General features: G+C 70.9%; 12 protein-coding genes and 2 pseudogenes. 1 reads left to right on the top strand and 13 read right to left on the bottom strand.

The features are described 5' to 3' along the window. Positions 1-147: 147 nt before the first annotated feature. The 4 genes and pseudogenes from ACFU5K_RS03325 to ACFU5K_RS03310 form a co-directional block, all read right to left on the bottom strand. Positions 148-279, bottom strand: a pseudogene (locus tag ACFU5K_RS03325) (ABC transporter permease subunit); the annotation flags it as partial. Further along, positions 279-479: pseudogene (locus ACFU5K_RS03320) on the bottom strand (ABC transporter substrate-binding protein); the annotation flags it as partial. The pseudogenes ACFU5K_RS03320 and ACFU5K_RS03325, both read right to left, overlap by 1 nt. A gap of 293 nt (positions 480-772) precedes the next feature. Beyond that, positions 773-1,069, bottom strand: coding sequence for a DUF3039 domain-containing protein (locus ACFU5K_RS03315; protein WP_384056128.1), 297 nt, complete (start codon positions 1,067-1,069; stop codon positions 773-775). A 30-nt stretch (positions 1,070-1,099) separates the two neighbouring features. After that, positions 1,100-1,660: a YqgE/AlgH family protein gene (locus ACFU5K_RS03310; RefSeq protein ID WP_384056125.1), complete on the bottom strand. Its 561-nt coding sequence runs from the start codon at positions 1,658-1,660 to the stop codon at positions 1,100-1,102. A gap of 297 nt (positions 1,661-1,957) precedes the next feature. Between ACFU5K_RS03310 and murA the strand changes: the two genes are divergently transcribed. Then, positions 1,958-3,298 carry a UDP-N-acetylglucosamine 1-carboxyvinyltransferase gene (gene murA / locus ACFU5K_RS03305; protein ID WP_384056122.1) on the top strand — a complete coding sequence of 447 codons (1,341 nt, stop codon included), beginning with the start codon at positions 1,958-1,960 and terminating at the stop codon, positions 3,296-3,298. 414 nt (positions 3,299-3,712) lie between these two features. Here murA and ACFU5K_RS03300 read toward each other — a convergent pair whose 3' ends face one another. The 9 genes from ACFU5K_RS03300 to ACFU5K_RS03260 all read right to left on the bottom strand — a co-directional run bounded on the left by ACFU5K_RS03300 (position 3,713) and on the right by ACFU5K_RS03260 (position 14,341). Then, complete coding sequence (locus ACFU5K_RS03300; RefSeq protein WP_003968811.1) at positions 3,713-3,994, bottom strand: HU family DNA-binding protein; 282 nt, start codon at positions 3,992-3,994, stop codon at positions 3,713-3,715. A 400-nt stretch (positions 3,995-4,394) separates the two neighbouring features. Next, the gene (locus ACFU5K_RS03295) at positions 4,395-5,828 is read right to left on the bottom strand and encodes an NAD-dependent malic enzyme (protein ID WP_384056119.1); all 1,434 of its coding nucleotides are present in this window, start codon (positions 5,826-5,828) and stop codon (positions 4,395-4,397) included. Between the two features lie 416 nt (positions 5,829-6,244). After that, positions 6,245-8,617 carry a HelD family protein gene (locus ACFU5K_RS03290; RefSeq protein WP_384056116.1) on the bottom strand — a complete coding sequence of 791 codons (2,373 nt, stop codon included), beginning with the start codon at positions 8,615-8,617 and terminating at the stop codon, positions 6,245-6,247. Between the two features lie 129 nt (positions 8,618-8,746). Continuing rightward, on the bottom strand, positions 8,747-9,619 hold the full coding sequence (locus tag ACFU5K_RS03285; RefSeq protein ID WP_384056114.1) for an anti-sigma factor family protein: 873 nt from the start codon (positions 9,617-9,619) through the stop codon (positions 8,747-8,749). After that, positions 9,616-10,203, bottom strand: coding sequence for a sigma-70 family RNA polymerase sigma factor (locus tag ACFU5K_RS03280; protein ID WP_384056112.1), 588 nt, complete (start codon positions 10,201-10,203; stop codon positions 9,616-9,618). Before ACFU5K_RS03280 ends, ACFU5K_RS03285 begins: the two co-directional genes overlap by 4 nt. Before the next feature lie 135 nt (positions 10,204-10,338). Then, on the bottom strand, positions 10,339-10,926 hold the full coding sequence (locus ACFU5K_RS03275) for a CGNR zinc finger domain-containing protein (protein WP_384056109.1): 588 nt from the start codon (positions 10,924-10,926) through the stop codon (positions 10,339-10,341). Positions 10,927-11,149: 223 nt separating this feature from the next. Continuing rightward, positions 11,150-11,713, bottom strand: coding sequence for a GNAT family N-acetyltransferase (locus tag ACFU5K_RS03270; RefSeq protein WP_384056107.1), 564 nt, complete (start codon positions 11,711-11,713; stop codon positions 11,150-11,152). Between the two features lie 20 nt (positions 11,714-11,733). Next, the gene (locus tag ACFU5K_RS03265; protein ID WP_384056104.1) at positions 11,734-12,879 is read right to left on the bottom strand and encodes a uroporphyrinogen-III synthase; all 1,146 of its coding nucleotides are present in this window, start codon (positions 12,877-12,879) and stop codon (positions 11,734-11,736) included. Between the two features lie 130 nt (positions 12,880-13,009). After that, the gene (locus ACFU5K_RS03260; protein ID WP_384056102.1) at positions 13,010-14,341 is read right to left on the bottom strand and encodes a nitrate/nitrite transporter; all 1,332 of its coding nucleotides are present in this window, start codon (positions 14,339-14,341) and stop codon (positions 13,010-13,012) included. Positions 14,342-14,480 lie beyond the last annotated feature (139 nt).

The following is a 14,480-nucleotide window of genomic DNA, read 5'->3' as shown; positions in this document are numbered from 1 at the left end:
ACAAACTAGCAGCAGCTTGCGTGAAGATCGAACCTGCTGGTCGGAGCACGGCCTTTCGCCTGGCGGCGAAACCCCGCCGTTGCCCTGCTCCGCAGGGGTTTCGTTTCCTCCCCGGCCTGAAGGCCGGGGTATCCACGAAAGGACTCCGATGAAGGAGAAGACGCTCGTCGCGACGAGGCCGTGGAAGACGAGCGGGAAGAGGATCTGCCACAGGAAGCGGGCGCGGCTCGCCCCGTCGATGCAGGCTGCCTCCTCCAGAGCGTCCGGGACGGCCTTCACTCGAAGGCGGCCACCGCGGCGTCGACGACCTTCTCCTTGGGCTTGTTGCCGACCTCTTGGAAGAGCCAGACGCGCAGGGTCCCGGTCTTCTCGTCCCCACCGGCGCCGGTGTCTGAGGTCTGCGGCGCGCAGGCGGTGGCGGTGACGCCCGCCAGTACAAGAGCCGCGGCCGGAGCGGCGATTCGGGCAGAAAGCTTCATCCGGGACCCCTGCCGGTCAAGCGTTGCACTCCATGCAACGCACGTTTCGTTCTGCACAACTGGCAGGAGACTAAGGGCGTGCCGGTACGCCGACAAGTGGTCTCAACCACTCTGTGACCACCCGGTGCGGCCCGCGCAACGCGCTGGCATGCGAATGGCCCCCGGGACACGCGGCGACGCGTGCCCCGGGGGCCATGTCCGGGTCCGGGGGCCGGGAAGTCCGGAGGGGGTCGGAGAGAGATCCGGAAGGCAGCCTGGTGGAAGTCCGGAAAAAGGCTGGAAAAAGGCGCGGACTACTTCTTGCCGCTGTTGTCCTTGCCGCCCTTGTCCTTGTCTCCACCGGCGCCCATGGACTCGTAGATCTCCTTGCACATGGGACAGACCGGGTACTTCTTGGGGTCGCGCCCCGGGACCCAGACCTTGCCGCACAGCGCCACCACGGGAGTGCCCTCCAGGGCGCTCGCCATGATCTTGTCCTTCTGGACGTAATGCGCGTAGCGCTCGTGGTCGCCGTCGCCGTTCGACACCTGAGGTGTCGGCTCCACGAGGGTCCCCGTACCTGCCCCGCGCTCGGGCTCAAGAGTGCTCATAACTGCCAAGCGTACTGAAAGCTCCGGGCATCAGTTGAGCGAAGGGTCGTCCGGATACGTCGCGATCATCGCCAGCTCGCTGCGCTGGCGGCGGAGAACCGCCCGCCAGAGGTTCTCCGGGCGTGGCGAGGAGACGTCGCCGGGCTCCGACTCGACCACGTACCAGGCGCCGTCCTTCAGCTCCCGCTCCAGCTGGCCGGGCCCCCAGCCCGCGTACCCGGCGAAGATCCGCAGGGAGCCGAGCGCCGCCGCGAGCAGTTCCGGGGGCGCCTCCAGGTCCACCAGGCCGATGGCCCCGTGCACCCGCCGCCAGCCCAGAGGACCCTCGTCCCCGGGAATCACCGCGACACCCAGCGCGGAGTCGAGCGAGACCGGGCCCCCCTGGAAGACCACGTCCGGCTCACCAGCCAGGCCGGCCCAGGACGCGAGGATGTCGCCGACGCCGACCGGGGTCGGCCGGTTGAGGACCACTCCGAGTGAACCCTCCTCGTCGTGATCCAGGAGCAGCACCACCGCGCGGTCGAAATTCGGGTCCGCCAGGGCGGGAGCCGCCACGAGCAGCCGGCCTGTGAGCGAGGACACCTCCGTCATGGCACAGATGATCCCGCATCTTCGCCCTCCGCGGGCGCCGCGTGGCACTCCCGTCGGCGGCGGCCGCCCGTCCGCAGCTCAGGGCGCACGGGCGCCGCACGGGCACACGGGGAGCGCACGATCGGGGGGTGTACGGCCACGGCCGCAGGACGGTAACCCTGCGCAAGCGGCGGCGAGCAGAACGTGTTGTGGCGGATTCATGACGCGTCGAAGCCCCCCGGGGCCTTACTGAAGGGGGGTCTGCGGCCATTACCCTTTTGTTGGCCCCCTGCCCGACCACTCCGGAACGCGAGATACATGACCGGCACAGACGATGTCCTGCTTGTCCACGGCGGCACCCCGCTGGAGGGCGAGATCCGCGTCCGAGGCGCCAAGAACCTGGTGCCGAAGGCAATGGTCGCCGCGCTGCTCGGCAGCGGGCCCAGCCGGCTGCGCAACGTGCCCGACATCCGCGACGTGCGGGTGGTCCGAGGGCTGTTGCAGCTGCACGGCGTGACCGTCAAACCAGGCGACGAACCGGGCGAACTCATCCTCGACCCGTCGCACGTCGAGAGCGCGAACGTCGCCGACATCGACGCGCACGCGGGCTCGTCGCGCATCCCGATCCTCTTCTGCGGCCCCCTGCTGCACCGGCTGGGTCACGCCTTCATCCCGGGTCTCGGCGGCTGCGACATCGGCGGCCGGCCGATCGACTTCCACTTCGAGGTGCTCCGCCAGTTCGGCGCGATCATCGAGAAGCGGGCCGACGGCCAGTACCTCGAAGCCCCCCAGCGGCTTCGCGGTACGAAGATCCGGCTGCCGTACCCGTCGGTGGGGTCCACCGAACAGGTGCTGCTGACCGCCGTACTCGCCGAAGGCGTCACCGAGCTGTCCAACGCGGCGGTCGAACCGGAGATCGAGGACCTCATCTGCGTCCTGCAGAAGATGGGCGCGATCATCTCCCTGGACACCGACCGGACCATCCGGATCACGGGTGTCGACAGGCTCGACGGGTACACCCACCGGGCGATCCCGGACCGTCTGGAGGCGGCGTCCTGGGCGTCCGCCGCCCTGGCGACCGAGGGCAACATCTACGTGCGCGGTGCCCAGCAGCGCTCGATGATGACGTTCCTCAACACCTTCCGCCGGGTCGGCGGCGCCTTCGAGATCGACGACGAGGGCATCCGCTTCTGGCACCCGGGCGGCGCGCTGAACGCCATCGCGCTGGAGACCGACGTGCACCCGGGCTTCCAGACCGACTGGCAGCAGCCGCTCGTGGTCGCCCTGACACAGGCCGCCGGCCTGTCCATCGTCCACGAGACGGTGTACGAGTCCCGGCTCGGCTTCACCTCGGCGCTCAACCAGATGGGTGCGCACATCCAGCTCTACCGCGAGTGCCTCGGAGGCTCCGACTGCCGCTTCGGGCAGCGGAACTTCCTCCATTCGGCGGTCGTGTCCGGCCCCACGAAGCTCCAGGGCGCGGATCTGGTCATCCCCGACCTGCGCGGCGGCTTCTCGTACCTGATCGCCGCGCTGGCGGCCCAGGGCACGTCCCGGGTGCACGGCATCGACCTGATCAACCGCGGCTACGAGAACTTCATGGACAAGCTGGAGAAGCTCGGCGCCAAGGTCGAACTGCCGGGCGGCTCACTCGTCTGACACCGTTGCGGGCGCGCTCCGGCGCGCGCACAGTGCTGCCGCACACAGCATTGCGCACCTGCGCACCACAGTCCGCCGCCCCGGCCCCCGTGAGGGACCGGGGCGGCGGACTTCTGCGTACACCCGCCCGTGCCCCGCGCGGGCACCGGCGAACGCGGCGCACCCCGGGCGGCTGTCCCGTCCCGCGTCGCACGAAGCGCCGCGTCGACCGGACGCCGCAGGGCGCCCCGCAGGGCCGGACGGGCCCATTACCCCTCCCGGGGGCCATCCGGGGCCGCCGGGGCGCCGCAGGAGGCCTCACAGGGCCCGCAGGGACGGTGTGCGCTCCGCCTGGCGCCCAGGAGACGCCGTCCGGGTATGCCGAAGGACGGCCGTCCCGGTCAGGACGGCCGCCCTTCTTGATGCCTTGGGGCCTTACTTGCCCTTGGCGGCTTCCTTGAGCTTGGAGCCCGCGGAGACCTTCACGCTGTAGCCGGCCGGGATGTTGATCGGGTCGCCGGTCTGCGGGTTACGAGCGGTGCGAGCGGCACGGTGGGTGCGCTCGAAGGTCAGGAAGCCGGGGATGGTGACCTTCTCGTCGCCCTTGGCGACGATCTCGCCGACGGTCTCGGCGAGCGCGGCCAGAACGGCGTCGGCGTCCTTGCGGGTCACCTCGGCACGGTCGGCCAGGGCGGCCACCAGCTCACTGCGGTTCATGTTTGTACTCCCGTGTTCTTCTTGCCTGTGAGGCGTGAGATCGAAGCCGATGCTGCCAGGGCCCTCTGACAGTCCCCGGACCCGGGTCTGATGTCAGACCCTCGCGCCCGAATACGCATCCTGCCCCCACCTGCGGCGCTAACGCCAATCCGAAACCCCTCGACGTCACACGAAAAGCACCACCGATTGCCTGTGATGACGTTCCGTCGACTTGTTGGAGCGGTCCGCAGCGGTGGCAGGGCCTGTGGGGCTCGCTGCCCGCCCACCCTAAAGGGGCGTTTGGGACGCCGCGACCCGCGACGCGCCGTACGGGGGCCCGGACGTGAGGTACGGCACCGTCCGCAGGAGCCGTGCCCGGCCCCTGCGGACGGCGTGTGACAGGCCGTCCGGCCCGACGGCCCTACGCGGGGTCGGTCGTGGCCGCCGCGGCTCCGGACGCCTTGGCGGCGTCCCGGACGGCGCCGGCGACGGCGCCCGCGACCTTGTCGTTGAAGACGGACGGGATGATGTAGTTCGCGTTGACCTCGTCCTCGGCCACGACGTCGGCGAGGGCGCGCGCGGCGGCGAGCATCATCGCCGTGTCGACGGTGCGGGACTGGGCGTCCAGCAGACCGCGGAACACACCCGGGAAGACCAGCACGTTGTTGATCTGGTTCGGGAAGTCGGAGCGTCCCGTCGCGACGACCGCCGCCGTCTCACGCGCGATCGCCGGGTCCACCTCGGGGTCCGGGTTCGCGAGCGCGAACACGATCGCGCCGTCGGCCATCGCCGCGACGTCGGTGCCGTCCAGCACGTTGGGAGCCGAGACGCCGATGAACACGTCCGAGCCGACCACGGCCTCCTTGAGCGTGCCGGTGACGCCCTCGGGGTTGGTGTTGTCGGCGATCCAGCGCAGCGGCGAGTCCGGGGTGGCGTCCACCAGGTCCTCACGGTCCGCGTGCACCACACCGTGGATGTCGGCGACGACGGTGTGCTTGACGCCCGCGGCGATGAGCAGCTTGAGGATGGCCGTGCCGGCGGCGCCCGCACCGGACATGACGACCCGTACGTCGCCGATCGCCTTGCCCACCACGCGAAGCGCGTTGGTCAGCGCGGCCAGCACGACGATCGCCGTGCCGTGCTGGTCGTCGTGGAAGACGGGGATGTCGAGGGCCTCGCGCAGCCGTGCCTCGATCTCGAAGCAGCGAGGGGCGGAGATGTCCTCCAGGTTGATCCCGGCGAACCCGGGGGCGATCGCCTTGACGATGGCGACGATCTCGTCGGTGTCCTGGGTGTCCAGGCAGATCGGCCAGGCGTCGATGCCGGCGAAGCGCTTGAAGAGGGCGGCCTTGCCCTCCATCACGGGCAGCGCCGCCATGGGGCCGATGTTGCCGAGACCGAGCACCGCGGAGCCGTCGGTGACCACGGCGACGGAGTTCCTCTTGATGGTCAGACGGCGGGCGTCCTCGGGGTTCTCGGCGATCGCCATGCAGACCCGCGCCACACCGGGGGTGTAGATCATCGAGAGGTCGTCACGGTTGCGGATGGGGTGCTTGGACGCCATCTCGATCTTGCCGCCGAGGTGCATCAGGAACGTACGGTCGGAGACCTTGCCGAGGATGACGCCCTCGATGCCGCGCAGACCCTCCACGATCTCGTCCGCGTGCGAGGTGGAGGAGGCTGCGATGGTGACGTCGATCCGCAGCTTCTCGTGGCCGGAGGCGGTCACGTCGAGGCCGGTGACCGAGCCACCGGCGGACTCCACGGCAGAGGTGAGGTGGGAGACCGCGGTGCCGCTCGCGGGCACCTCCAGCCTGACCGTCATCGAGTACGAGACGCTGGGCGCCGTTGCCATGGCCGAGTCCTTCGCTTTTCTGAGCTTCGCTGCCGCACGTGTTCGGGGCCGGGCCCCGTACGTGCGTTCCGATGGTCGCACCTACCGGCTGGTAGCCGGTAATGACTGCCACTTTTCGGAAGTTTTTTTCCGCCATACGAGAAGTGATCTCCGCACGTAACCCCGGTCGGCCGGGAATCGCTGCCGTGAACGCGAACAGACCCGCGCCACCGAACAGGTGACGCGGGTCTGTCTTCCAGCAGTAGAACGACACCGGCCCGCCATGCTCGCCTCGCGGCAAGTGGTCGCTCGTAGCGACGAAGGTTGGGCCCGGGGGCTTGGATCGAGCCGGTGTCGACTCCAGGCTAACAAAGACCCCGGAAAAGTGATTCCCGTACGGCGGGTTGACTCGGAAAGACGCTCCGCGCGCGGCCGCCTCAGTCCCTCAGCAGGTCCGGCACACCGTCCTCGTCGGGCATGTCGCGCTCCCCGGAGACCACGGTCAGCTGCTGCGTCGCACGGGTGAGGGCGACGTAGAGCACCCTCAGCCCGGCCGGGGACTCGTCGGCGATCTCCGCCGGCGAGACGACCACCGTGGCGTCGTACTCCAGACCCTTGGCCTCCAGGCTGCCGAGCGCGACCACCCGCTCGCCGAGCTCCTCCAGCCAGGCACGGGCCTCGGCCCGGCGGTTCATGGCCACGACCACGCCCACGGTGCCGTCCACCGCTGCGAGCAGCCTGCGCGCCTCCTCGCGGACGGTCGAGGCGAGGTCGCCGTCCCGCACCGTCTCGAAACGCGGTTCGACACCCGTCGACCGGACGGCGGCCGGGGACTCCATCCCCGGCATGGCCAGTGCCAGCACCTTCGCCGCGAGTTCGGCGATCTCCGCGGGGTTGCGGTAGTTCACGGTGAGCGTGAACTGGCGCCGCGGCCGTCTGCCGAGCGCCTCGTCGCGGGCCGCGGACGCCTCGTCCGGATCCGACCAGGACGACTGGGCCGCGTCACCGACGATCGTCCACGTGGCGTGCCGGCCCCGGCGGCCGACCATCCGCCACTGCATCGGCGTCAGGTCCTGCGCCTCGTCGACGATGACGTGGGCGTACTCCGTACGTTCCGCCGCCAGCCGCTCGGCACGCTCGCGCTGCGTCTCCTCGCGCTGGGGCATCAGTTCCTCCAGCCCCGTGAGATGGTCCAGCGGGTCGAGCTCGCGCTTGCGCCTGGGACGGGCCGGGGTGCCCAGCAGCGTCTGCAGCTCGTCCAGGAGCGCCACGTCGTGGACGGAGAGCGGACCCTTGCCGTCCCCGTCCAGCCGCTTCAGCGAGCGGGCGAGACGGCGCACCTCGCCCTGGTTGAGGATCCGGCGCGCCCACCTGCTCAGCCGCCGCTCGTCGGCCATCGCGGCCAGGACCCGGCGGGGGGTGAGTTCCGGCCACCAGGCGTTCAGGAACACGAGGAACGGCGTCTCGGTCGACACGTCGTCGTCGAACGTGGACCGCAGCTCCGCGGCCATCTCGGGATCGTTGTAGCGGCCCCGGCCCGACGACTTGCTCCACAGGGCGTCCAGGAGCAGTTTGCGGGCGCGCGGGCGCAGCAGGTTGACCGGGGCGGTGCCACCGAGGACGTTGTGCCGGATGCGCCGGAGCTCCTCGGCGTCGAGCTCCACCCGGGCACCGAAGGCCACCACCCGCAGCCGGGTGGGGGTTCCCGCCTCCTCGGGGGCGGTCTCCCCGAACTCCAGCTGCCCCTCCCGTGCGGCGGCGCGGGGTGCGGGCTGCTCCAGCGCCCCGCGGGCCGCCTTGCGCAGCACGTGGAGCATCCGGGAGGAGCCCTTGATGCGGGCGACGGGCGGTTCGTCGTACGTGGTCGCGCCCTCGACACCCGCAGCCTCGTCCGACAGTGACCCGACGGCGCGGATCGCGACCTGCCCCTCCTCGCCGAGCGAGGGCAGCACCCCTTCGGTGTAGGCGACCAGCAGCGGGGTGGGCGAGACGACGAGGATGCCGCCCGAGTACCGCCGCCTGTCCTGGTAGAGCAGATAGGCGGCGCGGTGCAGGGCCACGGCCGTCTTGCCGGTGCCGGGTCCGCCGGACACCTCGGTGACGGACGCGGCGGGGGCGCGGATGACCATGTCCTGCTCGGCCTGGATCGACGAGACGATGTCCCGCATCGTGTGGCTGCGGGCCTGGCCCAGTGCGGCCATCAGGGCACCGTCGCCGACCACGGGCAGCTTGTCGCCCCCCAGGTACGCGGTCAGCTCGGGGCGCATGAGGTCGTCCTCCACGCCGAGGACCCTGCGGCCCTTGGAGCGGATGACCCGGCGGCGGACGACCCGGCCGGGCTCCTTGGGCGTCGACCGGTAGAACGGCGCGGCGGCCGGCGCCCGCCAGTCGATGACCAGCGGCGCGTAGTCGGAGTCCAGGACTCCGATGCGGCCGATGTGGAGGGTCTCCGCGATCTCGGCGGTGCTGTCCTCACGCACGGCGTCGTCGGCCGCCTCCACGGAGGTGAAAGCGCCGTCCGGACCGCGCTCGCCGTCCTTGCCGCGGAGCAGATCGATGCGCCCGAACAGGAAGTCCTCGAACTCGCTGTTCAGCCGATTGAGATGGACTCCGGCTCGGAAGACCTGCGCGTCCCGTTCGGCGAGTGCCCCGGGAGTTCCGACCTGGCCCCGTTTGCTGGCGTCCCGCATGAGAAATTCCGCCTCGTCGATCTTCTCTTCGAGACGGTGGTAGACCCGGTCCAGATGTTCTTGTTCGACACCGGTTTCCCGGTCCCGCAACGAATCGACAGCGGCATCCTGCGCGGCCACCGAGGCCCCCTTCTGACGTGCATCGGGCAGCCGTCAACCGTACGCGAAAGGGGGCCCCGAGCGCACCTGCCGCCCGTGTTGCGTTTTGGGCGTTTCATCAGGATCGGGCCTGATCCGGATGAACCACTCTCATGCGTCGATCTCCACCAGCCGCTCCCCGTCGAAGGTCCGCACCTCGAAATGGTCGATGTCACCACGGGCCATCGCGGCGCCGCCGTGCACGTACAGCGGGTGCTCCGCGCTCTCGTGGGCGGAGCCCTCGATCCCGTAACCCCACTTCGGCACCGACCACGACGTGACGACCTCCTCGTCACCGTTCTTGGACACGGCGACCAGGCTGCACTTCCGGGGACCCGTGACGTTCTTCAGCTCCAGGACCGTGTGCGTGCCCCAGGCCTTGGACTCCATGCCGATCGTGGCGTCGACCCGCGTCACCGGGTCGGTCGCCGTCTTCTTCTCCGGCATGTGGTTGAAGAAGGCGTCCTCGGCGGGGCTCGTGGGATGCGGGTCCGCCGCCTCGACCCGCTTTCCGGAGTCCTCACCGGCCGTGGCGGTGACGGCGACCACGGGGCCGCCGATCACGAGGACGGCGGCCGCCGCGATCAGGTACCCGGCCCGCCGTCGCCGCTGGGAGCGCTTCCGCGCGACCTCGTCGACGAGCCCGTCCAGCAGCCGGGGCGCGGGAGGCACCGGCACGTGCGGAACGGGCCGTGCTCCCGGGTCGGCCGCCGGCGCCTCGGCCAGCATCGCCAGCATGGGCTCCATCCCGGCGAACTCGTCGAGATGCGAGGCGCACAGCGCGCAGCCGGCCAGATGGGCCTCGAAGGCGCTCGCCTCGGCGTCGTCGAGGATTCCCAGCACATAGGCACCGGCGGCGTCATGGCCGGCGCCCTCCGCGGGGAAACCGAAGGGGTCGGACGCGCGCGGAGGCCCGGAGGAGCCCGCCGGCCCTCGGGGACCGGCCCGAGGAGGCCCGAACGGCTGCCATCCGTCGTCGCTCATGCCGTGATCCCCCTTTCTTCGAGTGCGAGCTTCATGGAGCGGAGTGCGTAGAACACCCGGGACCGCACGGTCCCGCTGGGGATCCCCAGCACTTCGGCGGCCTCGTTGACCGTACGGCCTCTGAAGTAGGTCTCGACCAATGCTTCCCGGTGAGCCGGGGTCAAATCGTCGAGCGCGTCCGACAGCGTCATCAGCCACAACGCCTTGTCGATCTCGTCCTCCGCGGGAATGACCTCCAGCGGCGACGGATCGACCTCGCGCGGCCGGGCCTGCCGGCTGCGGTGGCCGTCGATGACGATGCGTCGGGCGACCGTCACCAGCCAGGGGCGGACAGAGCCGGTGGCCCGGTTGAGCGAACCGGCGTTCTTCCAGGCACGGATGAGCGTTTCCTGCACCACGTCCTCCGCCCGCTGGCGGTCACCCGCCACCAGACGCAGGGCATAGGCGAGCAGTGGACCGGCGTGCTCGCGGTACAGCGCCCGCATCAGCTCCTCGTCGGGGACGTCGGAGGAGGAGCGGGTCGGTGCACCACGATGCCGGGCCCTGCGCGGACGGTCATCGGCCACGGCCGCATCCTTGCGCACACGAACCTCCCGGTCGAGACCCTGTCGAGCTCTGTGCCCATCGATACGGGAACGGGACCGGGTTCATTCAAAGTCCTGGCAACTTTCTTTCGTCGCAAGGAATTTGGGGGCCCTCGGTCGGTTCGTGGCGGCGTGTCACGAAACGGCCCGCACGCGTCGCCTGTGCCGCGCCACCCGCTCCCTGTTGCCGCAGACCTCACTGGAGCACCAGCGGCGCCGCAGTCCCCTCGACGTGTCCAGGTAGAGCCGGGAACAGGCGTCGCCCTCGCACCGCCGCAGCCCCGCGCGCGCCACCGGGTCGGTCAGAAGGTCCACGGCGTCGCGGGCGACCGCCGCCAGCAGTTCACCGCACGCCGGGACAGCTGGCAGGACCCGGACGAGCGCACCGTCCCGGCCCCGCACCGCCCGCAGCCCCGGAGGAGGTTCGGCTGCCAGCGCGTTGACCTGTGCCAGAGCCGTCTCAGCCCCCTCGCCGCCGAGTTGGGACGCCATCAGGCGGTCGAGGACCCCGCGCAGCTGCCGGAAGCGTGCCACCCAGCTCTCGTCCACGGCCGCCAGCGGCGTCCCGTACGGAACCAGCCGCGAGGCCACCAGCCACTCGGCGAGACGCGCGGGGCGGTCGAGCTGCTCGCGGCCACCGGAACCCTCCCCCGTCGCCACCAGATCCAGGCAGACGCGCCCGGAGTCGAACCGCCGGTCGTGGACGCCCGTACCCGCCGCCATGAGCCTGTCACCGCCTCGGGGTCACCTGTCGGGGAGAGCCGCCTCCAGAGTGCCCGCTTCCGCCCCGGCCCGGAACCCCTCACGGCACCGCCGACCCGTGTCCGCATGAACGACGCCTCCTGCCGGGTCGCCGAGAAGTCCGGCTTCCCGATGGCCGAAGCCGTTCCCGCCCGGCCGCCGCGCTGTCTCCGGGGCGGGCACCGGCACTCCCGCGCGGTGGTGCTCAGCCCTGCGGAGGGCCGTCGTGCAGGATCCGCTGGAACATCCGGTGGTCCTGCCACGCGCCGTTGATGTGCAGATAGCGCGGCGCGGTGCCGTAGAGCTCGAATCCGCACTTCACGAGTACGCGCTGCGACGCCACGTTGTCCAGGACCGTGCCCGCCGCGACCCGGTGGAGTCCCAGGGCGTCCCGCGCGAGCTCGCACACCCGCGAGACGGCGGCCGTGGCCAGACCCTTCCCGGCATGGTCGACGTCGATCCAGTAGCCGAGCCGGGCGTTGCGGAACGGCCCGCGCTCGATCGACGCGAGAGTCATCGCCCCCACGACACGGTCGTCCCCGTCGGCCAGCACCCAGGGCATCGCGCGCCCCGCGTCCCGCTCCGCGAGCAGCCCGGTGAGCCGCTGCACCTGACCCTCGGAGGTGAAGAAGGCGTCGGGGCGTACGGGGTCCCAGCGCCGCATGTAGTCACGGCTGCGGGTCAGGGTCTCGGCGAAGGATTCCGCGTCGCCGATGACCGCGGGCCTCATGTGGACGCCGTCGGTCAGCGGGTGGGTGTCATTGATCATCCCCGTACGGTATTCCTCCGTCAGGAGCCGTCGTACTTGGTGTCGGCCGAGGGGTCCAGCGCCAGCCGGTAGCCGCGCTTGACGACCGTCTGGATGAGCCGCGGCACCCCGAGTGCGGTACGCAGCCGGGCCATCGCCGTCTCCACGGCGTGTTCGTCGCTGCCGCTGCCGGGCAGCGCACGCAGCAGGTCGGCGCGTGAGACGACCCATCCCGGCCTGCGGGCCAGGCTGTGCAGCAGGGCCATGCCGGCCGGCGGCACCGGGCGCAGGGCGCCGTCGACCAGCACGGCGTGGCCCCGGATCTCGACCGTGTGACCGGCGACCGGGAGGGTGCGGGCGCGGGTCGGCAGCCGGGCGCAGAGCACCTGGACGAGCGGGCCCAGCCGGAAGCGTTCCGGCTGGACGGTGTCGATGCCCTTCGCCTGCAGGGGCAGGGCCGTGACCGGTCCGACGCAGGCGCTCAGGACGTCATGGCCCAGGGCGTCCAGCACCTCCGGGAGTATGCCGCGCGCCTCGGCCCTGTTCAGGTACGAGGCGGCGGCGGGGGCACTGGTGAAGGTCAGCGCGTCCAGGCCGCGGGCGACCGTGACGTCGAGCATGCGGTCGAGCGGGGCGATGTCCTCCGGGGGCATCCACCGGTAGACGGGCACGCCCACGACCTCGGCACCCGCCGCCCGGAGCGCCTCCACGAAGCCGGGCAGCGGCTCGCCGTGCAGCTGCAGGGCGACCCGGCGGCCCGAGACACCCTCCTCCAGCAGCCTGTCCATGACCTCGGCCATGGACTCGGACAGCGGCGACCACGCCTCGGTCAGCCCTGCGGCCCGGATGGCGCCCTTGACCTTGGGGCCGCGCGCCAGCAGCTCCACGCCCCGCAGCAGGTCGAGGAGCTGTTCGCCGATGCCCCAGCCGTCGGCGGCCTCCACCCAGCCCCTGAAGCCGATGGCGGTGGTGGCGATGACGACGTCGGGTGCGTCGCCGATCAGCTGCTCGGTGGCGGCCAGCAGTTCGCTGTCGTCGGCCAGCGGCACGATCCGCAGGGCCGGCGCGTGCAGGACCGAGGCACCCCTGCGCGTGAGGAGCGTCCCGAGCTCCTCAGCGCGACGGGCTGCGGTCACCCCGACCGTGAAGCCCGCGAGGGGCCCGTGCTGTGCGTCGTCGTCCTGCATGGCGTGATACCCGGCTCTCGTCCCGCTGTTGCTCGGTGGTGCGGAGGACCGAGACTGTCAACACTGCGTGACGGTCTCGGTTCTCCCGTATTTCCCGCCCGTTACGTCGTACGACGCTTCATGGCCATCCTCACACCTCGGCATAGCTGAGCTGGGGCTTCGCGGCCACCGCCGCCGTACGGCGAAGGTATACCGCCCACGTGAGGGTGAAGCAGACCGCGTAGAAGAGCAGGAAGGCGGAGAAGGCGGCCGTCCCGCTGCCCGAGGTCCGGAAGGACTGGCGGAACGCCAGGTTGATCGCGAGGCCGCCCAGGGCCCCGACCGCGCCGATGAGTCCCATGGCGGCGCCGGAGAGCCGCCGGCCGTAGGCAGCCGCCTCCTCGGCCCGCAGACCCTTGGCGATCCCCTGGGCGTGGAAGATGCCGGGGATCATCTTGAACGTCGAGCCGTTGCCGAGCCCCGTCAGGACGAACAGCGCGATGAAGCCGACGAGGAACACCGCCGGCGACTCGATGCCGGAGGCGTAGACGACGACACCGGTCGCCGCGGCCATCGCGGCGAAGTTCCAGAGGGTGATCCGGGCGCCGCCGTACCGGTCCGCAAGCCGGCCGCCCGCGGGCCGGATCAGGGAGCCGAGCAGCGGACCGATGAAGGTGAGCGAGGCGGCCTGGAGAGGGGTGCGGCCGAACTGCGTCTGCAGGACGAGGCCGAAGGCGAAGCTGTAGCCGATGAAGGAGCCGAAGGTGCCGATGTAGAGCACCGACATGATCCAGGTGTGCGGCTCGCGCACGGCCAGGAGCGCCGCCCCGGTGTCGTTCCGCACGGGCCTGAGGTTGTCCATGCGCAGGGCTGCGCCGAGCGCGGCGACGACGATCAGCGGCACGTACACGCCGAGCACGATCCGCGGATGCGCCGCCCCGGCCGTGCCGATCACCAACAGGCCGACCAGTTGGACGACCGGTACGCCGATGTTGCCGCCGCCCGCGTTGAGTCCGAGGGCCCAGCCCTTCTTCCGCAGCGGGAAGAAGGCGTTGATGTTCGTCATCGACGAGGCGAAGTTGCCGCCTCCGATGCCGGTGAGCGCGGCGACGACGAGGAAGGTGGTGTAGGAGGTGCCGGGCTCCATCACCACGAGGGCGGCGACGGTCGGGGCCAGGAGCGACAGGGCGCTGAAGATGGTCCAGTTGCGGCCGCCGAACAGCGCGACCGCGAAGGTGTACGGCACCCTGACGATCGCGCCGACCAGGGTGGCCGTGGAGATCAGGAAGAACTTCCCTGCCGGGTCGACCCCGTACTCCGGTCCCATGAACAGCACCATGACGGACCACAGGGACCAGACCGAGAACCCGATGTGCTCCGAGAGGACGGAGAACCACAGGTTGCGGCGGGCGGTCCGCTCCCCGGTCTCCCGCCAGAACGTCTCGTTCTCCGGCTCCCACTTCTCGATCCAACGACCGGCCATCACGCGCCTCCACAGGGGTCGGGGTGTTGTGCGTCCGACGCTAGGGAGTCCGCGTTTCGGGGCGGTGCCGTGAGGTGACCGGTGCGCGACCTTGCTCTCACTCGGGCACCGGGGGTGCGGTGAGCCGCGTGACCGGCCC

Origin of the sequence: Streptomyces sp. NPDC057428 (assembly GCF_042803195.1) — a bacterium.
GTDB lineage: Bacteria > Actinomycetota > Actinomycetes > Streptomycetales > Streptomycetaceae > Streptomyces.
This window is presented reverse-complemented; position numbering and strand designations above follow the sequence as displayed.

What these genes read in the sequence shown, in the direction of transcription:
- ACFU5K_RS03295 (WP_384056119.1), bottom strand. Translation starts at nt 5,828, where the DNA reads ATGGCAACGGCGCCCAGCGTCTCGTACTCGATGACGGTCAGGCTGGAG.
- ACFU5K_RS03270 (WP_384056107.1), bottom strand. Translation starts at nt 11,713, where the DNA reads ATGATCAATGACACCCACCCGCTGACCGACGGCGTCCACATGAGGCCC.
- ACFU5K_RS03265 (WP_384056104.1), bottom strand. Translation starts at nt 12,879, where the DNA reads ATGCAGGACGACGACGCACAGCACGGGCCCCTCGCGGGCTTCACGGTC.
- ACFU5K_RS03300 (WP_003968811.1), bottom strand. Translation starts at nt 3,994, where the DNA reads ATGAACCGCAGTGAGCTGGTGGCCGCCCTGGCCGACCGTGCCGAGGTG.
- murA (WP_384056122.1), top strand. Translation starts at nt 1,958, where the DNA reads ATGACCGGCACAGACGATGTCCTGCTTGTCCACGGCGGCACCCCGCTG.
- ACFU5K_RS03310 (WP_384056125.1), bottom strand. Translation starts at nt 1,660, where the DNA reads ATGACGGAGGTGTCCTCGCTCACAGGCCGGCTGCTCGTGGCGGCTCCC.
- ACFU5K_RS03275 (WP_384056109.1), bottom strand. Translation starts at nt 10,926, where the DNA reads ATGGCGGCGGGTACGGGCGTCCACGACCGGCGGTTCGACTCCGGGCGC.
- ACFU5K_RS03260 (WP_384056102.1), bottom strand. Translation starts at nt 14,341, where the DNA reads ATGGCCGGTCGTTGGATCGAGAAGTGGGAGCCGGAGAACGAGACGTTC.
- ACFU5K_RS03315 (WP_384056128.1), bottom strand. Translation starts at nt 1,069, where the DNA reads ATGAGCACTCTTGAGCCCGAGCGCGGGGCAGGTACGGGGACCCTCGTG.
- ACFU5K_RS03285 (WP_384056114.1), bottom strand. Translation starts at nt 9,619, where the DNA reads ATGAGCGACGACGGATGGCAGCCGTTCGGGCCTCCTCGGGCCGGTCCC.